The sequence below is a fragment of the Arenibacter catalasegens genome (genome assembly GCF_002909235.1).
Lineage (GTDB): Bacteria > Bacteroidota > Bacteroidia > Flavobacteriales > Flavobacteriaceae > Arenibacter > Arenibacter catalasegens.
This window is the reverse complement of record NZ_PHQQ01000020.1, coordinates 53,178-77,272: the sequence shown is the minus strand read 5'-3', so window position 1 is coordinate 77,272 and position 24,095 is coordinate 53,178. Positions and strand designations below refer to the sequence as shown.

At 38.8% G+C, this 24,095-nt stretch carries 18 protein-coding genes and 1 tRNA gene; 4 read left to right on the top strand and 15 right to left on the bottom strand.

Going from position 1 to position 24,095, the window contains the following annotated elements; translation table 11 throughout:
* Positions 1–2: 2 nt before the first annotated feature.
* The gene (locus tag CWD90_RS15290) at positions 3–2,159 is read right to left on the bottom strand and encodes a S9 family peptidase (protein ID WP_103476952.1); all 2,157 of its coding nucleotides are present in this window, start codon (positions 2,157–2,159) and stop codon (positions 3–5) included.
* Positions 2,160–2,377: 218 nt separating this feature from the next.
* Between CWD90_RS15290 and CWD90_RS15285 the strand changes: the two genes are divergently transcribed.
* Positions 2,378–3,700: a hydroxymethylglutaryl-CoA reductase, degradative gene (locus CWD90_RS15285; RefSeq protein WP_103476951.1), complete on the top strand. Its 1,323-nt coding sequence runs from the start codon at positions 2,378–2,380 to the stop codon at positions 3,698–3,700.
* The gene (locus CWD90_RS15280; protein WP_103476950.1) at positions 3,697–4,620 is read left to right on the top strand and encodes a GYDIA family GHMP kinase; all 924 of its coding nucleotides are present in this window, start codon (positions 3,697–3,699) and stop codon (positions 4,618–4,620) included. The genes CWD90_RS15285 and CWD90_RS15280 overlap by 4 nt, the downstream gene beginning before the upstream one ends.
* Before the next feature lie 844 nt (positions 4,621–5,464).
* On the opposite strand, the gene CWD90_RS15275 is transcribed toward CWD90_RS15280, so the two are convergent.
* From CWD90_RS15275 to CWD90_RS15245, 7 genes are all read right to left on the bottom strand, one after another.
* Complete coding sequence (locus CWD90_RS15275; RefSeq protein WP_103476949.1) at positions 5,465–7,582, bottom strand: peptidylprolyl isomerase; 2,118 nt, start codon at positions 7,580–7,582, stop codon at positions 5,465–5,467.
* Between the two features lie 105 nt (positions 7,583–7,687).
* A complete protein-coding gene (locus CWD90_RS15270) occupies positions 7,688–8,983 on the bottom strand; it encodes a hemolysin family protein (RefSeq protein WP_394335824.1) in 1,296 nt (431 codons plus the stop codon).
* Positions 8,983–9,186: a hypothetical protein gene (locus tag CWD90_RS15265; protein ID WP_103476947.1), complete on the bottom strand. Its 204-nt coding sequence runs from the start codon at positions 9,184–9,186 to the stop codon at positions 8,983–8,985. The genes CWD90_RS15270 and CWD90_RS15265 overlap by 1 nt, the downstream gene beginning before the upstream one ends.
* Positions 9,183–9,794, bottom strand: coding sequence for an LPS export ABC transporter periplasmic protein LptC (lptC, locus tag CWD90_RS15260; RefSeq protein WP_103476946.1), 612 nt, complete (start codon positions 9,792–9,794; stop codon positions 9,183–9,185). The genes CWD90_RS15265 and lptC overlap by 4 nt, the downstream gene beginning before the upstream one ends.
* 1 nt (position 9,795) lies before the next feature.
* Positions 9,796–11,166 (bottom strand): hypothetical protein, encoded by a 1,371-nt coding sequence (locus tag CWD90_RS15255; RefSeq protein WP_103476945.1) that lies wholly within the window; start codon positions 11,164–11,166, stop codon positions 9,796–9,798.
* Positions 11,167–11,203: 37 nt separating this feature from the next.
* On the bottom strand, positions 11,204–12,466 hold the full coding sequence (locus tag CWD90_RS15250) for a hypothetical protein (RefSeq protein ID WP_103476944.1): 1,263 nt from the start codon (positions 12,464–12,466) through the stop codon (positions 11,204–11,206).
* Entirely contained in the window at positions 12,467–13,195 is a 729-nt protein-coding gene (locus CWD90_RS15245; RefSeq protein ID WP_103476943.1) for a type III pantothenate kinase, read from the bottom strand. It lies immediately after the preceding gene.
* 101 nt (positions 13,196–13,296) lie between these two features.
* Between CWD90_RS15245 and CWD90_RS15240 the strand changes: the two genes are divergently transcribed.
* Positions 13,297–13,369: transfer RNA gene (locus CWD90_RS15240), tRNA-Phe, on the top strand.
* A gap of 113 nt (positions 13,370–13,482) precedes the next feature.
* Here CWD90_RS15240 and CWD90_RS15235 read toward each other — a convergent pair.
* The 6 genes from CWD90_RS15235 to CWD90_RS15210 form a co-directional block, all read right to left on the bottom strand.
* A complete protein-coding gene (locus tag CWD90_RS15235; protein ID WP_205161259.1) occupies positions 13,483–14,658 on the bottom strand; it encodes a sialidase family protein in 1,176 nt (391 codons plus the stop codon).
* 68 nt (positions 14,659–14,726) lie between these two features.
* Complete coding sequence (locus tag CWD90_RS15230; protein ID WP_103476942.1) at positions 14,727–16,400, bottom strand: FAD-dependent oxidoreductase; 1,674 nt, start codon at positions 16,398–16,400, stop codon at positions 14,727–14,729.
* A gap of 42 nt (positions 16,401–16,442) precedes the next feature.
* Positions 16,443–18,167, bottom strand: coding sequence for an FAD-dependent oxidoreductase (locus CWD90_RS15225; RefSeq protein WP_239986533.1), 1,725 nt, complete (start codon positions 18,165–18,167; stop codon positions 16,443–16,445).
* 57 nt (positions 18,168–18,224) lie between these two features.
* Positions 18,225–19,250, bottom strand: a complete 1,026-nt coding sequence (locus CWD90_RS15220; RefSeq protein ID WP_103476940.1) for a metallophosphoesterase family protein — start codon at positions 19,248–19,250, stop codon at positions 18,225–18,227.
* A gap of 44 nt (positions 19,251–19,294) precedes the next feature.
* Positions 19,295–20,860, bottom strand: a complete 1,566-nt coding sequence (locus CWD90_RS15215; protein ID WP_239986532.1) for a glycoside hydrolase family 32 protein — start codon at positions 20,858–20,860, stop codon at positions 19,295–19,297.
* Between the two features lie 148 nt (positions 20,861–21,008).
* Positions 21,009–22,121, bottom strand: coding sequence for an acyltransferase family protein (locus CWD90_RS15210; protein WP_103476939.1), 1,113 nt, complete (start codon positions 22,119–22,121; stop codon positions 21,009–21,011).
* A gap of 118 nt (positions 22,122–22,239) precedes the next feature.
* Between CWD90_RS15210 and CWD90_RS15205 the strand changes: the two genes are divergently transcribed.
* Positions 22,240–22,962 carry an energy transducer TonB gene (locus CWD90_RS15205; RefSeq protein ID WP_103476938.1) on the top strand — a complete coding sequence of 241 codons (723 nt, stop codon included), beginning with the start codon at positions 22,240–22,242 and terminating at the stop codon, positions 22,960–22,962.
* A 56-nt stretch (positions 22,963–23,018) separates the two neighbouring features.
* On the opposite strand, the gene CWD90_RS15200 is transcribed toward CWD90_RS15205, so the two are convergent.
* Positions 23,019–23,921 carry a metallophosphoesterase gene (locus CWD90_RS15200; protein ID WP_103476937.1) on the bottom strand — a complete coding sequence of 301 codons (903 nt, stop codon included), beginning with the start codon at positions 23,919–23,921 and terminating at the stop codon, positions 23,019–23,021.
* Between the last annotated feature and the right edge of the window lie 174 nt (positions 23,922–24,095).

Genomic DNA, 24,095 nt, shown 5'->3' with positions numbered 1-24,095 from the left:
ATTTATAGATGTTCTTTTATAAAATTGGTCATTTTGGTATACAGGTGAATTCGGGTATTCCCACCTTGGATACTATGTTTTTTATCGGGATAAATTGCCCAGTCGAATTGCTTATTGGCCTGTACCAAAGCTTCTACCATCCGCATAGTATTTTGTACGTGCACGTTATCATCGGCAGAGCCGTGAACCAATAAATAGTTTCCCTTTAAAAGTTCTGGATAATTAAATGGGGAGTTTTCATCGTAACCACTGGGGTTTTCCTGAGGAGTACGCATAAAACGTTCCGTATAAATGGAGTCATAAAATCGCCATGAGGTCACCGGTGCCACCGCAATGCCCGTCTCAAAGGTGTCACTCCCCTTTAACAAACAATTGGTAGACATAAACCCCCCATAACTCCAACCCCATATTCCTGTCCTTGTTGCGTCTACAAATGGTAATTCACTTAATTTTTTGGCAGCGGCTATCTGGTCCTCAACTTCATATTTGCCCAATTCCTTATAGGTCACTTTTTTAAAGTCGGCCCCCTTATATCCTGTTCCCCTACCATCAACACAAGCAACAATATAACCTTCATTGGCCAATATTTGAAACCAATAATCGTTGGTGCCCATCCAGGAGTTGGATACGCGTTGAGAACCTGGACCACTGTATTGGGTCATAAAGAGGGGATATTTTTTAGTTGCATCAAAATCTTGTGGCTTTATCATCCACATATTTAATTCATTACCATTAACGGCGATAGTAGAAAATTCCTTAGGCCTTATCGCATAATCGCCCAATTTAGACAATAGTTCCCGGTTATTAAAAATGTCCTTAACTTTTTTTCCATTCAAAGAATTATGTAGGGTGTACTCCGGAGGAGTAGTTGCACTGGAAAAGGTATTTATGAAATCGGCACTAAAATCGGCAGCATTCTTCCCCTCTTTAACTGTTAGTCTTTTTTTATTCTTCCCATTGCTCCGTACCGCGTAAACATCCCGATTTATGGATCCGTTTTCTGTAGATTGATAATAAATAAAGTCTTCCTCTTGGTCGTAACCGTAATATCTAGTTATCTCCCAAGGACCATTGGTCACTTGTTTCATTAATTTCCCATCCGAATTATACAGATAAATATGATTAAATCCATCTTTCTCACTGGTCCAAATAAAGCTATCATCCGCTAAAAAAGTAAGATTATCGGTTACATTCACATAGGCATCATCCGTCTCTTCCAATAAAATTCGGCTGCTATGATCAGTAGCGTTTACCTCTAATAAATTCAATTTGTTCTGGTGCCTGTTCAAAGTCTGAACACTAAGATAATTAGGATGGAGCATCCATTTAATTCTAGGAATATAGTATGGGTCGTTTAAATTCACCTCTGATATCTCGTTGGTGCTAATAACCACAATCTGCAGGGAGACCTCTGAATTATTCTCTCCGGCCTTAGGATATTTGAAAACAGTTTGGGTTTGGTACAGATTGGAACCGTATACGTCCATGGAAAACTCTGGAACTTTAGTTTCATCAAAACGTATAAAAGCCAATTTAGAACCATCCGAATTCCACTCGAAAGCTCTTACAAAGGTAAATTCCTCTTCATAGACCCAGTCCGTTATCCCATTGATTATCTTATTCCTTTCCCCATCATAGGTTACTTGCCTGGTAAAGTTGGTTACTAAATCCAAAACAAAAATATTATTATCCTTAACATAAGCTACTTTACTATTATCCGGTGATAACAAGGGTTCCTGAATTTTAGAATTTGAAATCTTCGAGATTGTTTTTGATTTAAGGTCATATACAAAGAAAATCCCTAAGGTAGAACGCCTAAAAATAGGCTCAATTCCGGTAGCCAATAATATTTTGGATTCATCCTCACTAAATTCATAGGACGTAAAATACGGTATCGAATTTGAGGAAGAAACAATAGTTTCCAGCTTTTTTTGAGTTTTGTAATCATATGTTTCAATGGAAGAGACGCTGTGTCCCCTGTCAACACTCAAAATAGTATATTGTTTTCCATTTTTCATGGACTGCAACTTATTCAAACCCTCAACCACAAAGGTACCTTGATAAATTTCTTCCAAGGTAATCTCTTTATTTTGGGCAAGAAGAGTTGAAAAATGGCATAAAAAAAATAGTAAAAACAGTAGTAGGGGGGACTTTCTCACAAAAACAAAGGTTTAATAAATCTATTATTATTAAAATGTATCTGAAAATTTATGTATTTTCTATGATTGATTCAAATCTCCAAGATTACTAAAAAAATAACAAAAACAGGTGCTTTATAGTTAAAAAATAACAATTTTTATGTCTTTTAAACCTGATTTAAGGTTTCCGTAGTTTTGGCGCCTTATTACTATCTTTGTCCCAAGAAATTAAGCACTAAATGACCACACCTATAGAAGGATTTTCCAAATTGACGAAAGAAGGGAAAATTAATTGGATTGCCCAGAATTATACCACCAATAGTGAGGAAACCGTAGCCATTCTAAAGCAATATTGGCACAACAATCCCGAATTACAAAATTTGCACGATGAATTTATCGAAAACACTGTCACCAACTTCTATTTGCCTTTAGGTATTGCTCCCAATTTTTTAATTAACAACAAACTTTATGCTATCCCAATGGCCATTGAAGAAAGTTCAGTTGTAGCCGCGGCAAGCAAAGCTGCAAAATTTTGGCAAACACGCGGTGGTTTTAAGACTACTGTTTTAGGCACGGAAAAAGTTGGACAGGTCCATTTCATCTACAAGGGCGATGCGGATAAACTAAGCCATTTTTTTAAGCTTGTAAAGCCAAAATTAATAGCAGGTGTGGCCCCCATTGTCAAAAATATGGAGAAGCGCGGGGGCGGTATCAAGAACATCGAATTAAGGGATAAAACTTCTCAATTGGATGACTATTTTCAATTGCATTGTACTTTTGAAACAATGGATGCCATGGGAGCCAATTTCATAAACTCTTGTTTAGAGGGGTTCGCACAATCCCTTAAAGAAGAGGCACAGGGTTACGCCGCGTTTACAGACAAGGAGAAAGATATTGAAATCGTCATGAGTATTCTCTCCAATTACATTCCCAATTGTGTAGTTAAGGCCGAGGTAAGTTGCCCCGTATCCGAATTGAAGGCCCACCAAAGTATAACGGCGGAGGAATTTGCCAAAAAGATGGTACGTGCCGTAAATATAGCGAAAGTGGAACCCTATAGGGCGGTTACACATAACAAGGGAATCATGAATGGAATAGATGCCGTTGTCTTAGCTACTGGGAATGATTTCAGAGCCATTGAGGCAGGAGCACATGCCTATGCAGCCAAAGACGGAAAATACACAAGCCTTACACATGCCAGTATAGAAAATGGGGTATTTAAATTTTGGTTAGAGATTCCGTTGGCATTAGGAACAGTTGGCGGTTTAACAACCTTACATCCCTTGGTAAAACTAGCCTTGGAAATATTACAAAATCCCAATGCGAAAGAATTAATGCAAATTGTTGCCGTTGCTGGATTGGCACAAAATTTTGGTGCCATTCGTTCGTTAGTTACCACGGGCATCCAACAAGGTCATATGAAAATGCACCTATTTAATATTTTAAACCAATTGGGTGCTACAGAATCGGAAAAATTAAGTTTGGTAGATTATTTCAAAAAAAATACCGCCTCACATAGCGCAGTAGTAGTCGCCTTCGAAGAATTGAGAGACAAGAAATGACAAAACAATATTATAGCAACGGAAAACTCTTGATCACTGGCGAGTATCTAGTACTGGATGGCGCCCTATGCTTGGCCGTACCTACTTTATACGGGCAATCTTTGTCCATAAAAGGGACAGCGGATAATTTACTTACTTGGAATAGTTTGGATGAAAAAGGAAAGACCTGGTTCAAAGGTGTTTATGAACTGGACAAACTTACCGAAGTTTCCAACAACACTTTAACTGCCGAAACAAAATCTATTTCGGAAAGGCTTGTGAAAATACTTCTAGAGGCCAAAAAATTGAATCCAAATTTTATTGCAGCAAATCAAGGTTTAGAAATAACCACAGCACTAAACTTCCCTAGGGAATGGGGCTTAGGGTCTTCCTCTACACTGATCAACAATATTGCCCAGTGGGCGAATATCGATGCCTACAAACTGTTATGGAATGCCTTTTCAGGAAGTGGGTATGACATTGCCTGTGCACAACACAACGGTCCAATTACCTACCAGCTTAAAAACTCTATACCAATTGCATTACCGATTGCCTTTTATCCAACCTTTAAAAACGATCTGTACTTTGTGTATCTAAATCAAAAACAAAACAGTAGGGATGGCATTGCCCATTATCGCAAAAAAGATTTCAATACTTTCTCCACAATATCTCAAATTAGTAGTATTACCCAACGAGTATTGACCTGTACACGCTTGCCCCAATTTGAAAAGCTGATTAAAAAACACGAAGCCATTCTAAGTGAAATCCTAGAAGAGCCTACGGTTAAGGAACGATTATTTCCGGATTATAAGGGTGCCATAAAGAGTCTAGGGGCTTGGGGAGGCGATTTTATTCTAGCCACTGGAAATAAAACCACTCCTGATTACTTTAAGGAACAAGGGTACCCAATTATTATCCCTTATTCGAAAATGGTAAAGTAACCATTACCCTCTTTGGGGATCATGACCGATTGTTGTGTTTATACAAAAACTGCTATTTATCTGTAAAGGAAGAATTGATGGTTTTCTTTGGAAAAAATATTGAACCAGCTTATGTATAATGAAACCGGCGAAGGAGATTTATGAATACCATATTCTTTCATTTTCTTTGCTTTCCAATGAAACCGACACAGGAGGTTCATGAATACCTTATTCCAAAATAAACAGGCAATGAATAAAACGAAACAAAAGAAAAGACCCTTCTTCACTAGGTGGCCCTTAAAATCCAGGGATTTTATGGACCGATGCCATGGCCTAAATTATATCCAAGGCTTCAATAATTCTTTACGGCCATGGCATCTCCACTACGGAAGAAGATAGACCCAACAACAAACTTTGGAGGCAACGTACAAGGGTATTTAAAAATGGTCAATGATTTATCTGAACTAAGTAGGTTGAAGGAACAAAGGAACGGCCTATTTTCAATTTCGTCTTAAATCAAGTGGTTTTCACATTGGGCAATGGAAGCCGTCCATTAGCCCATGTTCACCCAAGTGAAAGCGGCCTGGACGGTGCGGCTGTGAAAAGCACGTGGATTTAAAGAAATTTAAAATCAGCCTACTCCCGATAGTTATCGGGATTTTGGTTCGTTTTTTGGGCGATACAAAAAATGAACAGAACACGAACTCTGGGATTGTTTATTATATATTTTACTAATTCACACACAACTTTTGAGATTGATTACTCTTTGGACTATGATTGCCTCCACCAATTAGAAACAATTTTGCCTAAAACAATAAAACCTCCCGATTGGGAGGTTCTATTGTTTTAGTGAACTTATATGCTACTAATAAAATGTTGCTCTTTTGTCCTCTATAGTAGAAGCCTCTTTTAATGCATTGTATACAGAGAAGTTTACCTGACCTGCAGCTGAAGCCTGTAGACTATTGGCATAAGTACTATAGTTATCCAGTTTTGGAGCGTCTTCTTTTTTGGTTACGGTTACCATATACACCCCGCTCTCACCTGCGATCAACTCTGATGTAGCTCCCTGCTCCATGGCAAATGCTGTACCAACAACAAAGGCTTCCGACCCAGCACCTGGGATGATAGGAGATTTCATGGTCAATGCAGAAGCCGTAGAGGCTATAACATTATTATCCTTGGCAAAATCATCCATAGATTTGCCTTTATTGGCCTCTATGATCTTAGTCGCTTTTCTTTCCTTCCTTATTTTTGGAAGCGCTATAGCCGATGCATCTTCAGCAGTCATAAGTCCTTCAGCATATTTAGCAGTTAATTGCACTACTGCATAGCCATTGTTTATGTTAAACCTTTTAACCTCACCCAATTTAGTTTCTTCCTTAAAAGCCCACTGAACAATAGCGCGTTGAGCAGAAAGTCCAGGAAGATTTTCATCCATCTCCTTAACCTTGTTAACCGGTCTTACCACAAAATTATTTTCCTTGGCAGATGACGTAAAGTCTTTATCTGTCGTAGTTTCCATTTCAAACTTGGTAGCCTCTGTAAATAAAGTATTGATAGTTTCTTCAGAAGGCTCTATTTCTCTCGCCAATGTGGCCAATTGAACAATATCCTGCTTGTCATCTATCTTAACAATATGGAATCCAAAATCTGTCTCAACCAAACCTATGGCCCCTACTGGATTATTAAATGTAAAATCGTTAAAAGGCGCTACCATTACCCCTTCTTGATTATATCCAAGGTCACCACCTTTAGGCGCCGAAGGCCCGTCTGAATTATCTCTGGCCAATTCAGCAAAAACTGTCGCTTTTTGTTTTGCCTCGACCAACAATTCCTTGGCTTTTTTCTCAGCTTCCTCCTTGGTTAGGGTAACTTCTGGATTGGCACGTTGGGCACCTACATAAGAAATTAATATATGACTGGATTTTACGGCACCATTTACTTTTCTATCCATCAGTTTGGAAACCTTAAAGAAATCTCCATCACGATATGGTCCGAACATACTTCCTTTTCCCAAAGTCATAAGGGTATCTGCAAATTTCACGGGCAAGTCTTTTTTCGCCTTAAAAATGGTGTCGAATTTTATATCTGAATTTCTATCTAAAAAGGCTGTCATATCATTGGTATGACTAAAACCCTTTAGGGTGTCATTAACATCCTTTTGAGCATTGTACTCAACACGGTCCTGTAAAAGATTTGCAATTTCTTCCTTTACGGCGTTCTCATCTTTCAAAGAGGCCTTTTCTTCGAAATAAACAAATTGAATATCCCTTGACCTATCTTGCTTGTAATCCTTTTTATGATTATTTATATAGGTCTCAATTTCTTTCTTCGAAACAGCTATAGTAGAATCTGAGACTGAAGAAAAAGGCAACCGAACATATTTAATGTCGACTTTGTCATTGGCTAATTTATAATCCAATTCCCCCTCTTTCAAGGTAGAACCTACACCTGCCCTTATAAGGTTAAAATAGGTTTGTTCCTTTGCATTTTGAATAATAGCTTGCTCATCCTGAAGCCATAGCGCATATCGGCTAGGGTTGTTTGCCTTCCAATCGGCCACAGCCTCCCTAAACTTATTATCATCAAAAACACCACTTGCATTGTGAAATTCTGGGTTTTGAACATAAGAAGGAATCGTTTTTATGTAGTTTATTATTTGATCTTGTTCTATTTCTATCCCCAAATCCTCAAACTGCTGATTCAGGATCGTATTCCGGACTTCCCTATCCCAAACCTGATTTACCAATTGCATAGAAGAGGCGGTAGGACCAGCCATTCTAGAATAAGCCTCCACATTCCTTCTAAATTGATCTATGGAAATTTCATCCCCATTAATCTCTGCCACGGAAGAACCAACCTTTCCACCACCCAATTCATTGCTGCTGAACACTCCTGAAATTACGAATGCAAACAAAGCCAAACCAATGATTAAAATTAAAACGGTAGTTCGTTTCCTTATATTCTCTAAAATTGCCATTATGTAAACTGTTTAAATTTATCCTGTTACTATCGGGAGGCGAAATTACTACTTTCTTTTGAAATAATAAAAACTAAAAAATATCAATAAATATACCTAAAATGCCTATTCATTATCTAGCACAACCAAGGACACCATATCAATTTTATTACTGGAAACCTCTAAAACCACAAAAAGAAAATTACCTATCTTAATTTCTGAATCTTTCTCTGGGATTTCCCCGGTCTCATTAATGATCAAACCACCCAAAGTTTCGTATTCATCACTTTCAGGCAAGTCCAATTTATATTGTTCATTAACATAATCCACTTCCAATCTACCCGAAAACTTAAAAGTATTTTGATTTATCTGCTCCTCAAACAGGTCAGTGGTATCGTGTTCATCCTCTATGTCTCCAAAAAGCACCTCAACTATATCCTCTACCGTCATAACGCCAGAAGTACCACCATACTCGTCTAAAACAACGGCAATACTTTTCCTCTTTTTGGTTAAAATATTAAGTATGTCATTTATGAGCATCGTTTCCGGAACAAATTCTACCGGAAGCAGGATAGTCTTTATAGTCTTGGGTTTTTTAAAAAGCTCATAGGAATGTACGTATCCAATAATATTGTCTATGGTATCTTTAAATACCAAAATTTTAGAATACCCTGTATCCGTAAAAAGCTTTGCCAGATGTTTAGGGGTTTCATGAATTTCTACCGCTGCAATCTCAGTTCTGGGCACCATTACCTCCCTTGCCTTAACACCTGAAAACTCCAGCGCATTTTGGAAAATTTGTATCTCAGAATCCACCACATCCTCCCTTTCAACTGCTTCCATCTGCTCGGTAATATAATCTCCCAATTCTATTTTACTAAAGGCCAATTGCACCTCATCACCATCTGTTTTAAAGAGAACTTTAAGAATTATATCCGAAATCCAAATAATAAAATCCGAAATCACAGAAAACAATACATAGAAAAGATAAGCCGGAATTGCCAACAACCTTAACATTGTATTGCTGTAAATCTGAAATAATACTTTGGGCAAAAACTCTGCGGTCAACAATATGATCAGGGTAGAAATAACCGTTTGGGTCACCAAGCTAAAATCGGTAAGCATCAGGCTTAAGAAGCCACCAGGGGAAGCCTGGATACCTGCAAACAGATTCATCAGCAGTTCCCCCATAAAAAGCCCGTAAACCACCAAGGCTATATTATTCCCAATAAGCATGGTAGCAATAAACTTGGACGGTTTTTTAGTAAGACGCGCCAATACTTTGGGTAGAAATCCATCTTGCTTTTTTTCTATTTCTATGTGAATTTTATTCGCAGAAATAAAGGCAATTTCCATTCCCGAAAAAAAAGCGGAAAACAGTAATGAAATAACAATGATAATGACAATAGATGCCTCCAAAATTATTGTTTGTTGTTTTTTTGACGTGCTTCAAACCTCTTCCTATAGGTCTTTTTAAAAATGAACATACCAATAGAAACGATACCAAAGAAGACAAACAAATAGGCTCGTTGTCTATCTATGTTCCATTGTTCATAAATTTCAAAAGCCGATACTACGGCCACTGCTAAATAAAGGTATTCGGTATATCTTAATATCTTGATCATTCTTCTATCTTCTTTTCTTTTATACTCATATAACCATAGGTCTTATTAGCATTAAAAAAACTAAAATCCCTATTAAAATCCATCCCTTCACCATCCATTATTGTTCCTTCTTCTGGATTGGTATATTTAAATTTCTGTTGTGTAAAAATCCAATCATTGTTTCTATCCCAATATAATTGTGGAGCCTCCAACATTTTGCCATCGCTGGTTTCTATAACCACATTGCCTTGCAAATCTATTAAATTAGTACTGGAATAAATAATTCCATAATCTGCGGTAACCGTACTTTTTTCTCCCTTATCATCAAAAAACTCTACCATGAGTCCATCAGGAAAGGTGTAATGAGGAAAAGCCAAGGTGGTAAAATCATTGCAAATGGGACCTGTTAATACGGCTATCACATGCGCAGAAACTACACCTTCATTTTTTTCAAGTTCATCCGTCTCAGTATACGTTAAGGTAAAATCCTCCGCCACCGCACTTGGAAACATCTTTTTAATAGCTTCATCCCCAACTCTTTCGTAATTATCGGCACAAGAATAAAAAAGCATTGCCATAGAAAATACTATGGCAATGCTCCTTAAATTATATAAAACCTTTTTTATCATCTTATAGGTTGGGCACTTTTACACTACCACCTACCCAACATGAAAAACTTACTGTTTTACCAGCCATACCAGAATTAAATATATCTGTTTTGGATGGCGCTTTTGCGTTATAACTTGCCGCTGCCTGACCTGCCCTACTACCTAAAGCGGGATCCACACGACCTGCCTGACGGGCCATGTCTGCAGCTTTCCAATATATCGCCCTTTTTTCGAATGGAGTACTACCACATTCATTGGCACTGCCTGCATACAAACTGGCAATCAATAAATAAGCCTTACCATTGGAAGGATTGGCATCTATTGCCTTTTGGGCATAGCTCCTAGCGGTAGACTTACTACCTCTTCTATAGCTTGTGGCAATTTTATATGCAATATTGGATTTCTTTTTGGCATCTTTTTCCAATTCAAGTGCCTTATTGAAGTCTTCAAGTGCTCCTTTGGTATCCCCAGCATTGTTCTTAAGGGCCCCACCATACATATAAGCACTGGCGGAAGGCTCCATGGCCAACTGTACTTCAAAAAGTTTTTTGAACATTGGATCTTCAGTACAGTCTTTACTGTACATTCTTCCAACTGCTCTCTTGATCCAAGTAATATCTCCCTTCTTGGAATCAAAATTCTTTTGGTACAATGGAATTAAGTTTTCACAATTCGCCAAGACACCCAATTTACTATCTATACTTTCAGCAATCTTACCATAGCTTTCAGAATAACTATTATAAGAACTCAACTGCTTTTTCTCTTTGGAAGTTAATGTACCAGCATCCTCTTTAGGAAGAAGTTTATTAATTACCTCTGTAAGTTTTTCATTTTCTTCATCAATCTTTTCGGTAACGTTGTCGTATTTCTCAAATACTTCCTCTATATCCCTTTTGCCAGCACTATTAAGATCCACTAAGTTGGAGAAATACAAATACAATGCCTTTGGGTTTTTAAAATTTGCTTTATCCTCTGTAAAAGCTTTATCGAGTTGAGTATAGATTTCCTCATCGGATATTATTTTCTCATCATACTTTAACAACACCTTATCAATAATGGTCTCTGCCACGTCTGTCTTGGCGGGGAAGTACTTTGCCCTATTATCGTATAATTCAATTAAAGCATTTATATTGGCCGTTTTTTCAGCTCCGGTTGATTTTTCCAACCTATCTTTTAAAATTCGCTCACCATACAAAATATTGGCCCAATTTAACGTAGGACAATTTTCGTATACCATTTTCCATGGTGTATAAGCAGCCTCATAATTCTTAACTTTCACATGCTCCGTGTAAATGGAAAGATTGGTCATACACTCTGGATTTTGAGCTTGGGAATGCCCTAAACCAACAAATCCCATGGCGACTATCGCAGTGATATAGAGTTTCTTTTTCATCTGTCTGTTTATTTTAAGGTGGTTAAAGTAATAATTTTTAATTAATTTTTCTTGGTATGAACCATTTATCGTTTAAAGATAGGCCCAGATTAACTTTGAAATAACTTTCCTCAACTAGATCCCCATATTTGGTTCCTCTTTTTCCAAGTTCAAAACCGAGGTTAATATTAGAAAGATTACGTCCCAGTGGTAAACCTATTCCAAAAGTTATGCCAAAATCATTTATCTCCTTATTATCTACCACTATTCCCGATTTGGAGACTTTTGCTCCAGCTCTATATGTCGCCCTTTTCAAATAACTTGTAAAAGAAGTGTAATCTGGAATATAGTACCCACCAAGTCTAAAGGTCTGAGCATTTTGATATTCCAAATTGCTGAAAGGCGTAAGTTCGTTTTCAAAACTACTTAATTCCTGAAAACTGTACTCCGCTCCTAAAAACCATTTTCTATCTTGACCATAACCAACACCTAAAGTGGCTGTAGTTGGAATCTGTACACCGGTTCGCGCCAAACCTTGGGCTTCCAAATCTACTTCCAGTACCTCTATATCCCTACCACTAACAGTTGAAAAAGAACCAATAGTCCTTTTGTTTTCTGAAACCAGATTAGCTTGTGTGTTCACTATTATACTAGTAAAAAGAGTGTGTTTGTCCGTGATGGTCGGCGTAAAACTGGCTCCAAAATTAAAATCGAAGCCCTTGATCCTGGATTCTATCCTATTGAAGGAACCCAACTGTACATCTTCAATAGTCTGAAAACTATTGGTTTTCTGGTTCCCAAAATTAAAATTACTGGTAACCCCTAAACTAAAGTTTTTGAATAGTTCATAGCCCAAAGAGAAATATACCCTATTTAATCCTCCTTCACCATTAAACGATTCTGCGATTAATCCCTGGGCATTTGTTCTTTCTGATTGAAAATTGTACCCTATAGAAGAATAAGGCATAATTCCAAAACCCATACCAAAGCCTTTGCCTAAGTTAAATCCTAACGATAAATAGTCCAAATTTGAAATAGATGCGCTTTCATTGGCGACATTACTTGCAAACCGGTACTCTTTACGTGATAGTCCAGCCGTGTAGGTTGTTAGCCCCAACTTACTATAAGCTGCGGGATTACTTAAATTAATGTGAATACTATCCGTATAAACACTTAATCCACCCATCATTTGATTCTCCACCGTGCCGGTAGCCCTTAAATCGCCAACACCAAAATAAGAATAAGGAGAAGCAGTACTATTCTGAGCATATATGCCTACCGAAGTTAAGCATAATATTGCAATTATAAAATTTTTGATCATCTAGCGCTTGTTGTATTCTAACAAATAATATAACCCCAACAGGAGAAATTTAGAATGCGCAAATATGGTATTTTTTAATCGTTTTGACAAAAATTGCGCATCACCTCCTGTTAAAATAACTGTTAAATCGACAAATCTACTTTTATATTGGCCAATAATTCCGTCTATTTCGTTACAAAGACCATTAACTACACCGCTGTGCATACTAGTTTCAGTGGTGTTTCCTATAAAATCGATAATAGGTTTCTTTTTCAACAATGGCAATTTGGAAGTTTGCTCGTGCATGGCCCTATACCTCATGGCAACACCAGGTGAAATGGCCCCTCCCAAATATTCTCCATAATCATTTACGGCATCATAGGTCACACAGGTGCCGGCATCTATGACCAAGGTATTCCCTTTTGGGTTGTGGCAAAAAGCCGCTGTTGCCAGCGCAATGCGATCTACACCAAGGGTTTGGGGGGTTGCATAAGAATTCTTAAAAGGGGTTTTGGAGGCGTGATTTAAAACATGAACCTTACAAAACACACATAACATGGCAATTTCCTCATTGCTCATTCCGCCCACATTGGAAACAATGGCATTCTGAATAAGAACATACTCCGAAAAGATAGATTTTACATTTTTTGCAAAATCTGCAGAAGGAATTTTACGATATGAAATTATATTTTCATTATCGAAAACCGCCATTTTCACTAGGGTATTACCCACATCTACTATCAAGTTCATACTACAAAGATCAAAAAACATAAAAAAACAAAGGCCTTTTTTTTCATTTTTGTTTGTATATCATAAAATTGAAATTATATTTGCACCCGCTTACAGCGTTTGGTGCCTTAGCTCAGTTGGTAGAGCAATGGACTGAAAATCCATGTGTCCCTGGTTCGATTCCTGGAGGCACCACCTTAAAAGCCCTTGATTTTCAAGGGCTTTTTTATTTTTACACCCTTTTCTAACTTCCCTTTAATGGTAACTGGAGGCACTTATTAGAGAATTTCTTTAACAAGATCCAAGTTTTAATCTAACTTTTTTCGCTTTTGCAAGAGTTCCGATATACCCATAGACTCCCAAATTATTCCTTGATAAGCATTTTTATGTCCACCTTCGTATAATATACCAATATTTTTCCGGTCAATTGGGGTTAAATCGGAGTAGGCCGATGGACCTTGGAAAATTTGCTTTTCAATAGGCCATGTCTTACCGTCGTCCTCACTTAATCTTAGCGTCATATTTACTCTGTTTTTAGTATCCGCTGGATTCGCAAAAAGGACATATACCTGCTCCTTAAACTGAAATCGCAAGGTACTGGCCTGACAAATGGGTTCTATCAAAGTTTCTTGATGATGCATCTCTTTCCAAGATTCACCCCCATCATCACTATAGGCCAATTGACGGCTACTCCTATTTCGATCGTAATTACGCATGTTCAACATTAAGCTATGATCGGAGAGCTCAACGACTTCACATTCATTAACTTGATCCTTAGGGGTGCTTCCTCCCAACTCCCATGTTTCTCCATGATCGTCGGAGTAAATAGTATGTGAATAATACTTTTTGGTTACCGCTTCAATATGATCACTGGCTATCACCAACCTATCCTTATACTTACCTCCAAGTATTTGAATACCCGACCCAGGCCCAGTGGCATACCATGTCCAGTTAGGTGATTTTATATCAGAGGTAATTTCTTTGGGCCTACTCCAACTATTACCATCATTTTCCGATTTTAACACAAATACCCTGCGAGTGTCCTTACTTTTTTGGGCGATTATTTCCGATTCATGGTCTTCCCCTAAATTCCATGTGGATAATAAAAAAATATTGCCCGTAGTCCGATCAATTACAGGTGACGGATTTCCACAGGTATTACCACCATCGTGCCAGAGCACTTCCAATTGCCCCCATGTTTTACCACCGTCTTGTGATCGCTTCATTACCAAGTCGATATTTCCTGTATCGCTACAGCCATTTTTTCTTCCCTCGGCAAAAGCTAATAAAGTTCCTTTTTTTGATGTTACTACCGCCGGAATTCGAAAACACTGATAACCCTCCGTTCCTCCTTCAAAAATATAATTCAACATTTTTTCTTGCTCCTTTTCCCCTTTGGAGGTTTGGGACGCAAGTGGATATCCCACTATGGTAAAAATGATGAAAACGAAAATTCGCTTCGAAAATAATTTGAAAAAAGCCATTTTATTATTTCTTTAGGTTGGAGATTTTATTATTAAATTTTTGCCTACAAATAAATATGGGGCATGTATTACTCTACAATTTGCTCCTTAGACACTAAAACGTCCTTTAACTTCTCGTAATCCACTTCCTGTACACTAGTTTTTCCATCAATTGCCAGAACCGCGGCAGCGGCAGCTGATTGTCCCAAAATCATAAATACGGGTTCCATTCTCATAGATCCAAAAGCGATATGACTGGAAGAAACACAAACAGGAACCAATAGGTTCTTACATTCTTCCTTCTTTGGCACCAAAGATCCATAGGAAATAGTATAAGGACCATTGGTGCTGACCCCTATATCCCCTTCATTCTGTACAAACCCATCCGGTTTCACATAACGCTGCACATTGTGGGAATCCATGGTATAGGACCCCAAACCTATGGGTTTAGGCGTCGGATTCTTTTTTAACAATTCATTTTCGGTCATAACAAACTCTCCTATCATCCGCCTTGCCTCCCTTACATAGATCTGATGTGGCCAGTTGCCATTATCCGTAAATTCATCCTTGGCCAAGCCCCATTTTTGCATTTCCGACTGTATATCCTCTGGAACCCTAGGGTCATTGGCTACGAACCACAACAATCCTTTTTGGTAATTCTCGTGTTCCTTAATGATCTCTTTTCTTCTTTCATAGGTGGCCTCCGGATAATCGTAATTCATGCCAATATTATCACTACTGAAAGGACCGTGGTTGTTGGTATCCGTTTTATGGTTTGGTATGGGATCGAATTTTTCGAACCAATCCTTCCTTCCTGTTTCTAAGGACCTTGCCAATAATTCGTAATTCATGGGGTCGTAATCCTCGGGCTTGGGAAAGGGAATCCTATTTTCTGGATAATTGCTCATACACATCCTAAAGCAATAGGCTTGGATCTTATCGTCACCGCTGTGCCTTTCCCCAGGATCTTCTTCTGATATCTTGGGCAAAAAACCGCTAGTGGGATCTCCCGGCACTACATAAGGTGAAATGTCCGATTGAAACCAATGTTTATGATGCAAGACCCCCGTCTGTACCCCATTCCATTCTTCGCCGTATACTTCCTTGCCTTCTCTTCCCACATGATAGCTTACGCCTGCCGAAGCCATAAGGTCTCCCTCATAAGTGACGTCCAAAAACATTTTTCCAGAATATGTCTTTCCCGACAAGGTGGTAATGGAAACAATATTGCCATCCTTCATAAGCACTCCGTTTTCCCTATCCAACCATTCATCCCGATCTACTCGGATCTGCTCTTCCCTAACAAAATCTTCGAATACGTTTTCTGCTACATGTGGCTCAAAGATCCACATGGTCCTATTTTCACCATCCATGGCAGGGGTACCCTGGCCTTTGTTACCGTATTCCTCCTTTTTTTGCCAGACCCAGGCATCGTCCGTGTTGTAATGTTGCCAAACCCTATGGTAAAACTCCCTGGCCAGCCCACCAATAACACTCTTGTCCCCTGTATCTGTAAAGCCCAAACCTCCTGAGGACAATCCGCCCAAATGAATATCGGGCGACACCACAATGACCGATTTTCCAGAGCGTTTTGCTTCTACCGCAGCGGATACAGCAGCGGAAGTACCTCCATAAATAATAATATCGGCTGTAGCTACTGGGTTACTCTTCTCTTCGGATTGTTTACAGCCCGTAAGGGACATCAACCCAGCTAATACTAATAAGATAAGGGCTAAATTAATGGTCTTCCTTTTTTGCTTCATTTTATTTGATTGTTGAAATTGCTCTTTTAGAAAAAATGTAATTTATTTTAACCTTTGACTATCTTTTAATAGTTGCTCCTTTAAAATAGGGTAAGGCACATCTTGTACATTGATATTACCATCTATGGCAAGTGCTGCCGCTGTGGCTGCAGATTGTCCCAAGACCATAAATACCGGCTCCATGCGAATGGATCCAAAAGCAATGTGCGTTGAACTAACACAGATAGGGACAATAAGGTTATTGCATTCCTCCTTTTTTGGGACCAAAGATCTATAACTTATGGGATAGGGCTTAAAGCCATGGGCCTCTACATTGCCCTCGTTCTGCACATATCCATTGGCATCCACATAACGCTGTACATTATGCGAATCCATTCCATAGGCGGCCATACCAATGGCATCCTCGGCCACTATTAGTGCCTCACAATTTTTTTGGGTCATTACATAATCACTGATCATTCTCCGTGCTTCCCTAATATAGAGTTGCTGTTGCCACCCGTCGGCCCTTTCAAATTCATCTTTGGAAGTACCCCATTTGGAAGCTTCCTCACGGACCTCTTCAGGAATTCTTGGATGATTGGCCAAGGACCACATCAATCCCATTTGGTAATTCCTATGGTCCTCTATAATCTTTTCACGTTCCGCATAGCTGGCCTCGGGGTAGTCATAATTCCTGCCGATGTAGTCGGTAGAAAAGCCAAACTTGTTGTTCGTATCCGTTTTTCTATTGGGCATACTGGAATTGATCCAGGGTAACAGCGTATTGCTATAACTATACATATCCCTTATAGTCCCTTTTCTTGCCTCATAGTTCCGGAACAACAGTTCATAGTTGATCTCATCATAATTTGAGGGTTTCTGGAAGGGAATTCGGTTTTCAGGGTGATCTGTTAGGCACATCCTAAAACAATAGGCCTGTATTTTTTTATCGCCTTCCCCTTCAAGTCCCGGTTTTTCATTCACATTTGGCAATAGGCCGGATGCTGGATCGCCCTTTTTGACATAGGGATCTACCCCTGGGATTAAATTATGGTTAAATGCATTTTTGGAAACAAATCCCGTCAAGGCCCTATTTATGCTATTGGCCTGCACTCCGTTCAAGGTTTCCCCATATTCCTCGTTACTTTCCCTGCCCACGGCATAGGAAACCCCGGCCGAGGCCATTAGGTCGCCCTCATAGGTAGCGTCCAGAAATACCTTTCCCTTGTAGGTCTTGCCACTTTCCATGGTGATCGACTCTATTTTCCCATTTACTTTTTTTACCCCGGATTCCCTGTTCAACCTTTCATTGTAGACCATTTTAATTTTCTCCTTGTCCATCATATCCTTATATACAGCAAGGGCGGCAGAAGGTTCAAAGGTCCACATGGTAGCCTCCCCCTCCTCCGTACGGGTTTGGCCACCATCGATATACTCCGATCTTTTCTCCCATTTCCAATTTTCCGGATCATCGTAATATTTTTTGATGTTCTCATAGAACTCCCTGGAAATTCCCCCTATGGCCTGTTTATTGCCAATATCTGTCTGGCCCAGGCCTCCAGTGGTCAATCCACCAATGCGATCGGTAGGTTCTATAAGTACAACGGACTTCCCCATTCTACTACTTTGCAGCGCAGCCGCAACTCCAGCGGAAGTGCCACCGTATATAACAATATCGTACTTCTTGGTCTGCCCATTTGCGGCTAAGGTCATGAAGACCAAGGACAAACACAGGAATACCTTAATAGAATAATTTTTCACGTTCAATCGATAATAAGTTCTAATCATTTTCACTTTTTAATTTATAATGTGTATTTAAAAATAGTATTTGCAATGTTGTGATCCCTAAAAAATCAGCGACCGGTCCTTGGGCTCCAAAGGCATAAAATTAACATCCAAGTATCCTCCACTGGCATTGTCATCGCTCACTATTTGAGGTTTCCCCTTTAGTGATTCTATTGAAAATCGATGAATATGTCCTGAAAATATACCCATAAGATTTGGAGCAGAAAACACCGCCTTATGAAAATTAAAGGTTGTTTCCGAATGTCCCGATTCTGGCCACCTCAATCGCCCTTCCAACTCAAAGTTTCTATCGGAAGAAGCACCCCAATCCGGATTGCCACATCCAAAACCAATGGATTTCCCTGGGGCGTACATGGGTATATGTACCAAAAGAACCAACGGAACATTGCTAGCAACATGTTTTTTAAAAAAGGCCAATTGATCCTCATTTATTTGATAGGTAGAATTGTCGATGGCCAAGAATCGGATTCCTTTTACCTCATATGACGCAATTAATGGATGATTGCCCTGATACAAAGGCAGTAGTCTTTTATTGATCCATTTGTCCCTTAAATCTTCCAGAGGACCCTCCATTCCCTCATAATGCCAATCATGATTACCGGCAACATAAACATAAGGGATATCCACTTCTTTCAACTTGGCCTGTACCCACTCGATGGCCGCTTCCGATGGAAAACTAAAAATATCACCGATCAAGGTAATTAAGTCTGCCTGGGACTCTTTCGCGAAATTCAAGGCCGCCTCAAACGCTAGTTCAGGATTGGTTAATTCATCAGTTTTAAAGTGTCTGGTCTGGTTGTAGGCCTTTGCCATACGTCCACTATACTTTTTATAAGGAACACCGCGTTCATCATCCCTAAAAAGATGGGTATCGGCAATATGAACGATCTTTATAGGTTCCGTAATAGCGTCCGAAAAAAATTGAAGCTTATTTTCCTCCACAGTAACACAAAACTGAATGGCCTTTTCAGAAGAATTTGTAGCTGTTTCATTTGTGGAATACTTGGTTAATCCCAATCCAATTGATGCTGAAGCTGCATTTTTAAAAAATAATCGACGTTTCATCTATTAGTTATTTTATTTGAATAGCGTTTGAAATAATTTTTTAATTACCAAATGGATTTGATGGGACTAATTGTAAATTCATCCAATTCTAATTTAGCATCATCTGGATTTGAAATTACCAAGGTCTTGTAATGTTCACTGGGAAAGATTTGGGCGGTCATCACATATTGCCCCCCGTATATGAAAATCTCTACCGAGGACCAATCCATTAGTATTCGCACTTCATATTCCCCATTTGGCAACTTGGGCAGGGGCATGGTCTGAACATTTTTAATAAAATCTTCATCAAAAGAAACTTTTCCAGATCGTGACCTGTCCAAAACAAACTGTTGATTTTCAGCATCCATAATCAAATTCAAATTCTCTCCCAAACTATTTTTAAAGTCTAGGATAAATGCTCGAGAGCTAGTCTTAAATTTAACTTCGGAGCTATTAAAATGGTCAAAAGTTAAGGACTTATCCGATTTTGAATCTATTGACAGATCTTGTGAAGTACCTAGATCCCGCAATTTCTCAACACTTTGCAAAGGATAATTAAATAATTCAAAAGCGCCATTTACTTGTTGTAAAGCCAATATTCTGGGCAAGGTCATAGCACTACGCCACTTTTCTGTAGGCGTCTCCTGGGCATAGTCCCAATTACTCATCCAACCAATGAAAATTCGATCTTTCTTGGGTGTATTATTATAGGTAACCCCCGCATAATTATCCCTACCCCAGTCGATCCATCTATCCTCCTTTTGGTCACTTGTAAAGGTTTTACCATCAAAATCACCTATAAAATACTGGGTCCCGCTGCCCCCATTGGGTGCCCCGGGATTAATACTGATCAAGAGGACCCACTTTTCCAAATCTGTACCTTCTACTTTCAAAGGAAAGAGATCTGGGCATTCCCAAACACCACCATGTGCCCCTTGATCCTTTCCAAATTCGCTCACTTTAGCCCAATCTTTTAAGTCGGGGGATTGCCAAATTTGGAGGTGATCTCCTGCCACCAATAGCATGGTCCAATTATTGGCTTTATCGTTCCAAAATACCTTGGGATCTCTAAAATCCTTTATGCCTTCGTTTTTTATGACAGGATTGCCTTCATATTTAACCCAAGTATCCCCATTATCCAGACTGTAGGCAATACCTTGGGTCTGAAAGTCGATTCGGCCTTCTTCTGCCCATTCAGCCTTATGATAGGTGAATATGGCCACTAAGGGTGGATTATCCACACTTCCGAACCCAGAGGAATTATCGGTATCGATGACCGCACTTCCAGAAAAAATATAGCCTTGTTCGTCAGGAAACAAAGCAATAGGTTTATTTTCCCAATGAACCATATCTTTACTTGTGGCATGCCCCCAATGCATAGGCCCCCAAACAATATCTTCTGGGTAATATTGATAAAAAAGATGGTATATTCCTTTGTTATAGACCAAGCCATTTGGGTCGTTCATCCATTTTTCAGGTGGCGAAAAATGAAATTGTGGGCGATATTCCTCCAGATAATGGTGCTGTTGTTCAGCAACTGTATTTATTGGTTTTACTTTTTCCCCGTCCCTGCAAGAAAAAAGTGCCAAACCAAGAACTACCCATAATATTTTGATATTGTATTTTTTCAAGATCCTTAGTTTTTAATAAAAATAGCAAAAATATACCCAGTTTAAAACTGTGGGGGTCGAGGTTACTGAGATTAATTTTCCAAAACCCAAATCAGGACAAACTTATTGAGGGCTTTGCTCATTTACCCCTTACTATCCAAGACAGGAATTAAACCCTTAAAAAAAGTTTTTGTCTGTAAAGAACATACAATAAGGCCCATTGAACAGCGAGATAACAAAAGACCATCACCACTGCATTGTAAGGGTCGCCAACCAATTGCCCCAACCATGCAAAAAAGGCATTGGTGGTATAGGACCAATCTATAAAAACTTTTGACAAATAAATCAAAATGGCATTCATACCTATTACCTTAAAGAAAAATGCCCATTTTTTATACCCTAAAATATCTATTAAGTAATAAAAGGCTGCCATTAAGAGCGTACTTATACCCCCGCATTGCAATACGAACGAACTGGTCCATAGATTTTTGTTAAAGGGTAAAACAAGATTCCAGATTTGCGCCACAATAAGGAGAAGAACACCCAAAATTCCTAACCTAATGGCCGTAGTTTTTTTCCTGTCAGCAGGTGTTTCCCTTAATAAATTACCTACAAAAATTCCAAGGAGGGCCGTAGATATTGCCGGAATGGTAGCCACCAAGCCTTCTGGGTCATGAATGCCCAGATATAGTCTTCCAGGAATAATGGACCTATCTAAATAGGACACAAAATTGCCTTCCATACTTAAATCGCCAATAGGAAAACCTGGGGCTGAATTGAACAACAATAAAAACCAATAACCCAATAGAAGTGAAACAAACCATATCATTTGTCCTCTTTGTTTAAAGTATAGGTAAATAATATTGGCAAACATATATGCCAGACCAATACGCCCTAAAACACTTCCAAATCTAATTTCCTCCAAAGGCTTAATTTCCAGCCTGTTATTATATAAAACCCCTAAAAGAACCAATATTAAGCCCCTTTTAACAACACGATACAAGAGTGCTTTCCTGTCCGCACCCTTTTCCAACTGTTTCCCTATAGAATAGGGTGTTGCCACTCCAGCCAGAAAAAGAAATAGCGGAAAGATCAGGTCATAAAAAGCAAAACCATGCCATGCCGGATGTTGAAATTGTCCTGATAAAATATTCCAAAATGGAGCATTCATTATTTCTGATAGGTGATGAAAAATTTCCTCTGCTCCTATTATCCAGAACATATCAAAACCCCTAAGGGCATCGAGAGAATAAAGTCGCTCGGCGACAATGGTTGATTTCATGGCTTGTTTAATCGATTAAATAAGTTCCTAAATTTACTGAAAGAATTATTTATAAACTGATATATATCATATGAATTGATTTAATTACTTAATAAATTAAAGTTTAAAATCCTGTATCATGGAACCAAAAAAATATCCTAGGGCAGATTTAAACAAAAAAAGCGGACTTTTCTTTGTAATCGGCCTAACAATAGTACTCTTTCTAGTATGGAGGGCGTTGGAATTAAAAACGTACCCCAAGGAAAATAGGGCAATTGAGCAGCTTACGATAACAGATTATTTAGAAGAAAAGGTACCAGTTACCGAGGCCTTAAACGTACCGCCCCCACCTGCACCTCCAGCAGCTCCTGAAATTATAGAGATTGTAGAGGATGTGTCCGAAATTGAGGAAACGGTAATTCAAAGTACTGAAATAAATCAGGAGACCGTGGTAGAAGAGGCACCATTAAAAGTGGAAGATATTGCCCTAGTGGAAGAAGAGGAAGATATTGAAGTACCTTTTGCCGTAATAGAAAATGTCCCTGTTTTTCCAGGATGTAAGGAAACCACTAATGAGGCGCAGAAAGCATGCTTTCAGAAAAAAATTCAGGAGCATATCATAAAACAGTTTACCTATCCTGATGTAGCCGTAGAATTGGGCATTGAAGGCAAGGTGTATGTGCAATTCATTATTGACAATACCGGCTATATTACAAATATCAGAACAAGGGGACCGGACAAATTATTGGAAAAGGAAGCGAACCGTATTATAGCGGCTTTACCCCAAATGACACCTGGAAAGCAACGGGGCAGGGCGGTAAAGGTTCCGTACACCATTCCTATTACCTTTAGGCTGCAGTAATTAAGGCAGTACGGACTACTTTGTTTTAAATTGCCAATTTCATTAGGTCCCTATATTTAGGATTTCGCATTCTTATAGCTGATCAACTGTTGTGGCCCTTCCAACAAAACCCTCACAATCTGCAAGGTACCGTCATCCTTTGTAGCTATTTCCCATTTAATTAGGGCGATAGTCCCTTTTTGAATTTCAATTCCCGTAATGCTCCGTGGATGCACGCAGCTGCCATCATTAAAAAAAGGGATATCTCCAGGGTCAGGAAAACGCGGTCTATGCGTATGACCCACAATCGTCAATATTTCATTATTGGCCATAATCCATTTTTTTATGCGCCTTTCAATTTTAATGAGTTCCTTGTAATTTTTGGCAGGGCTGGTAGGGTCGGCAATGCCCCATACCTGTAATGGTTTCCATAATATACGCACCAGGAATCTGCCAAAACGCCAAAAGGTATAGTTCCACCAATCCGCTTGGTGTCCATGGGTCAAAAGTAACTCCTGTCGACTATGTTTATGTTTTAGAATTATGGCTTCGTGATAGGTAATATCTTCAAACAGTTCCTTATTACAATCATCTATAGGTTCAAAATAGGAAGATAAATTCTTCTTTACATATTCCGGATCCTTATACACCATGTCGTGATTGCCCCAAATCATATGGAGTCTCTTATCTAAATAGAACTGCTTTAATAATTTATAAACATTCTTATGGGCCGTAAAAATGGAATCAAAGGTAAGATTTTCCCATAGCTCATCTCCGTCTCCCAATTCGCAGTAAGTAAAGCCTTCGTTAAAATAATGTCTCAAGGCATGGAAATAAATATTGCGATTATTCGCAAATTCATCTGCAAAACTATTATCCCCCCTATGGCAGTCACTAAATAAAATAATTTTGGAAGTATCATCAAATGGCAGCATTTTAGCATTCTTATAAGCCCTAGATAATCTGGTAAATGAGGACATTTGTTTTAGGTTAAAAGTTAGTACTATTTTTGGTTTAGGATATTAAATTTAAGCTTTACAAGATTGAAAAATAAATACAAACTAATTCCAGTAGGTTTAATTGGATAAATATCTAAAAATAAGAAGGTCAACCCTTTCATTGACCGAATAATGAAAGAAAGCATTATCTTTTGT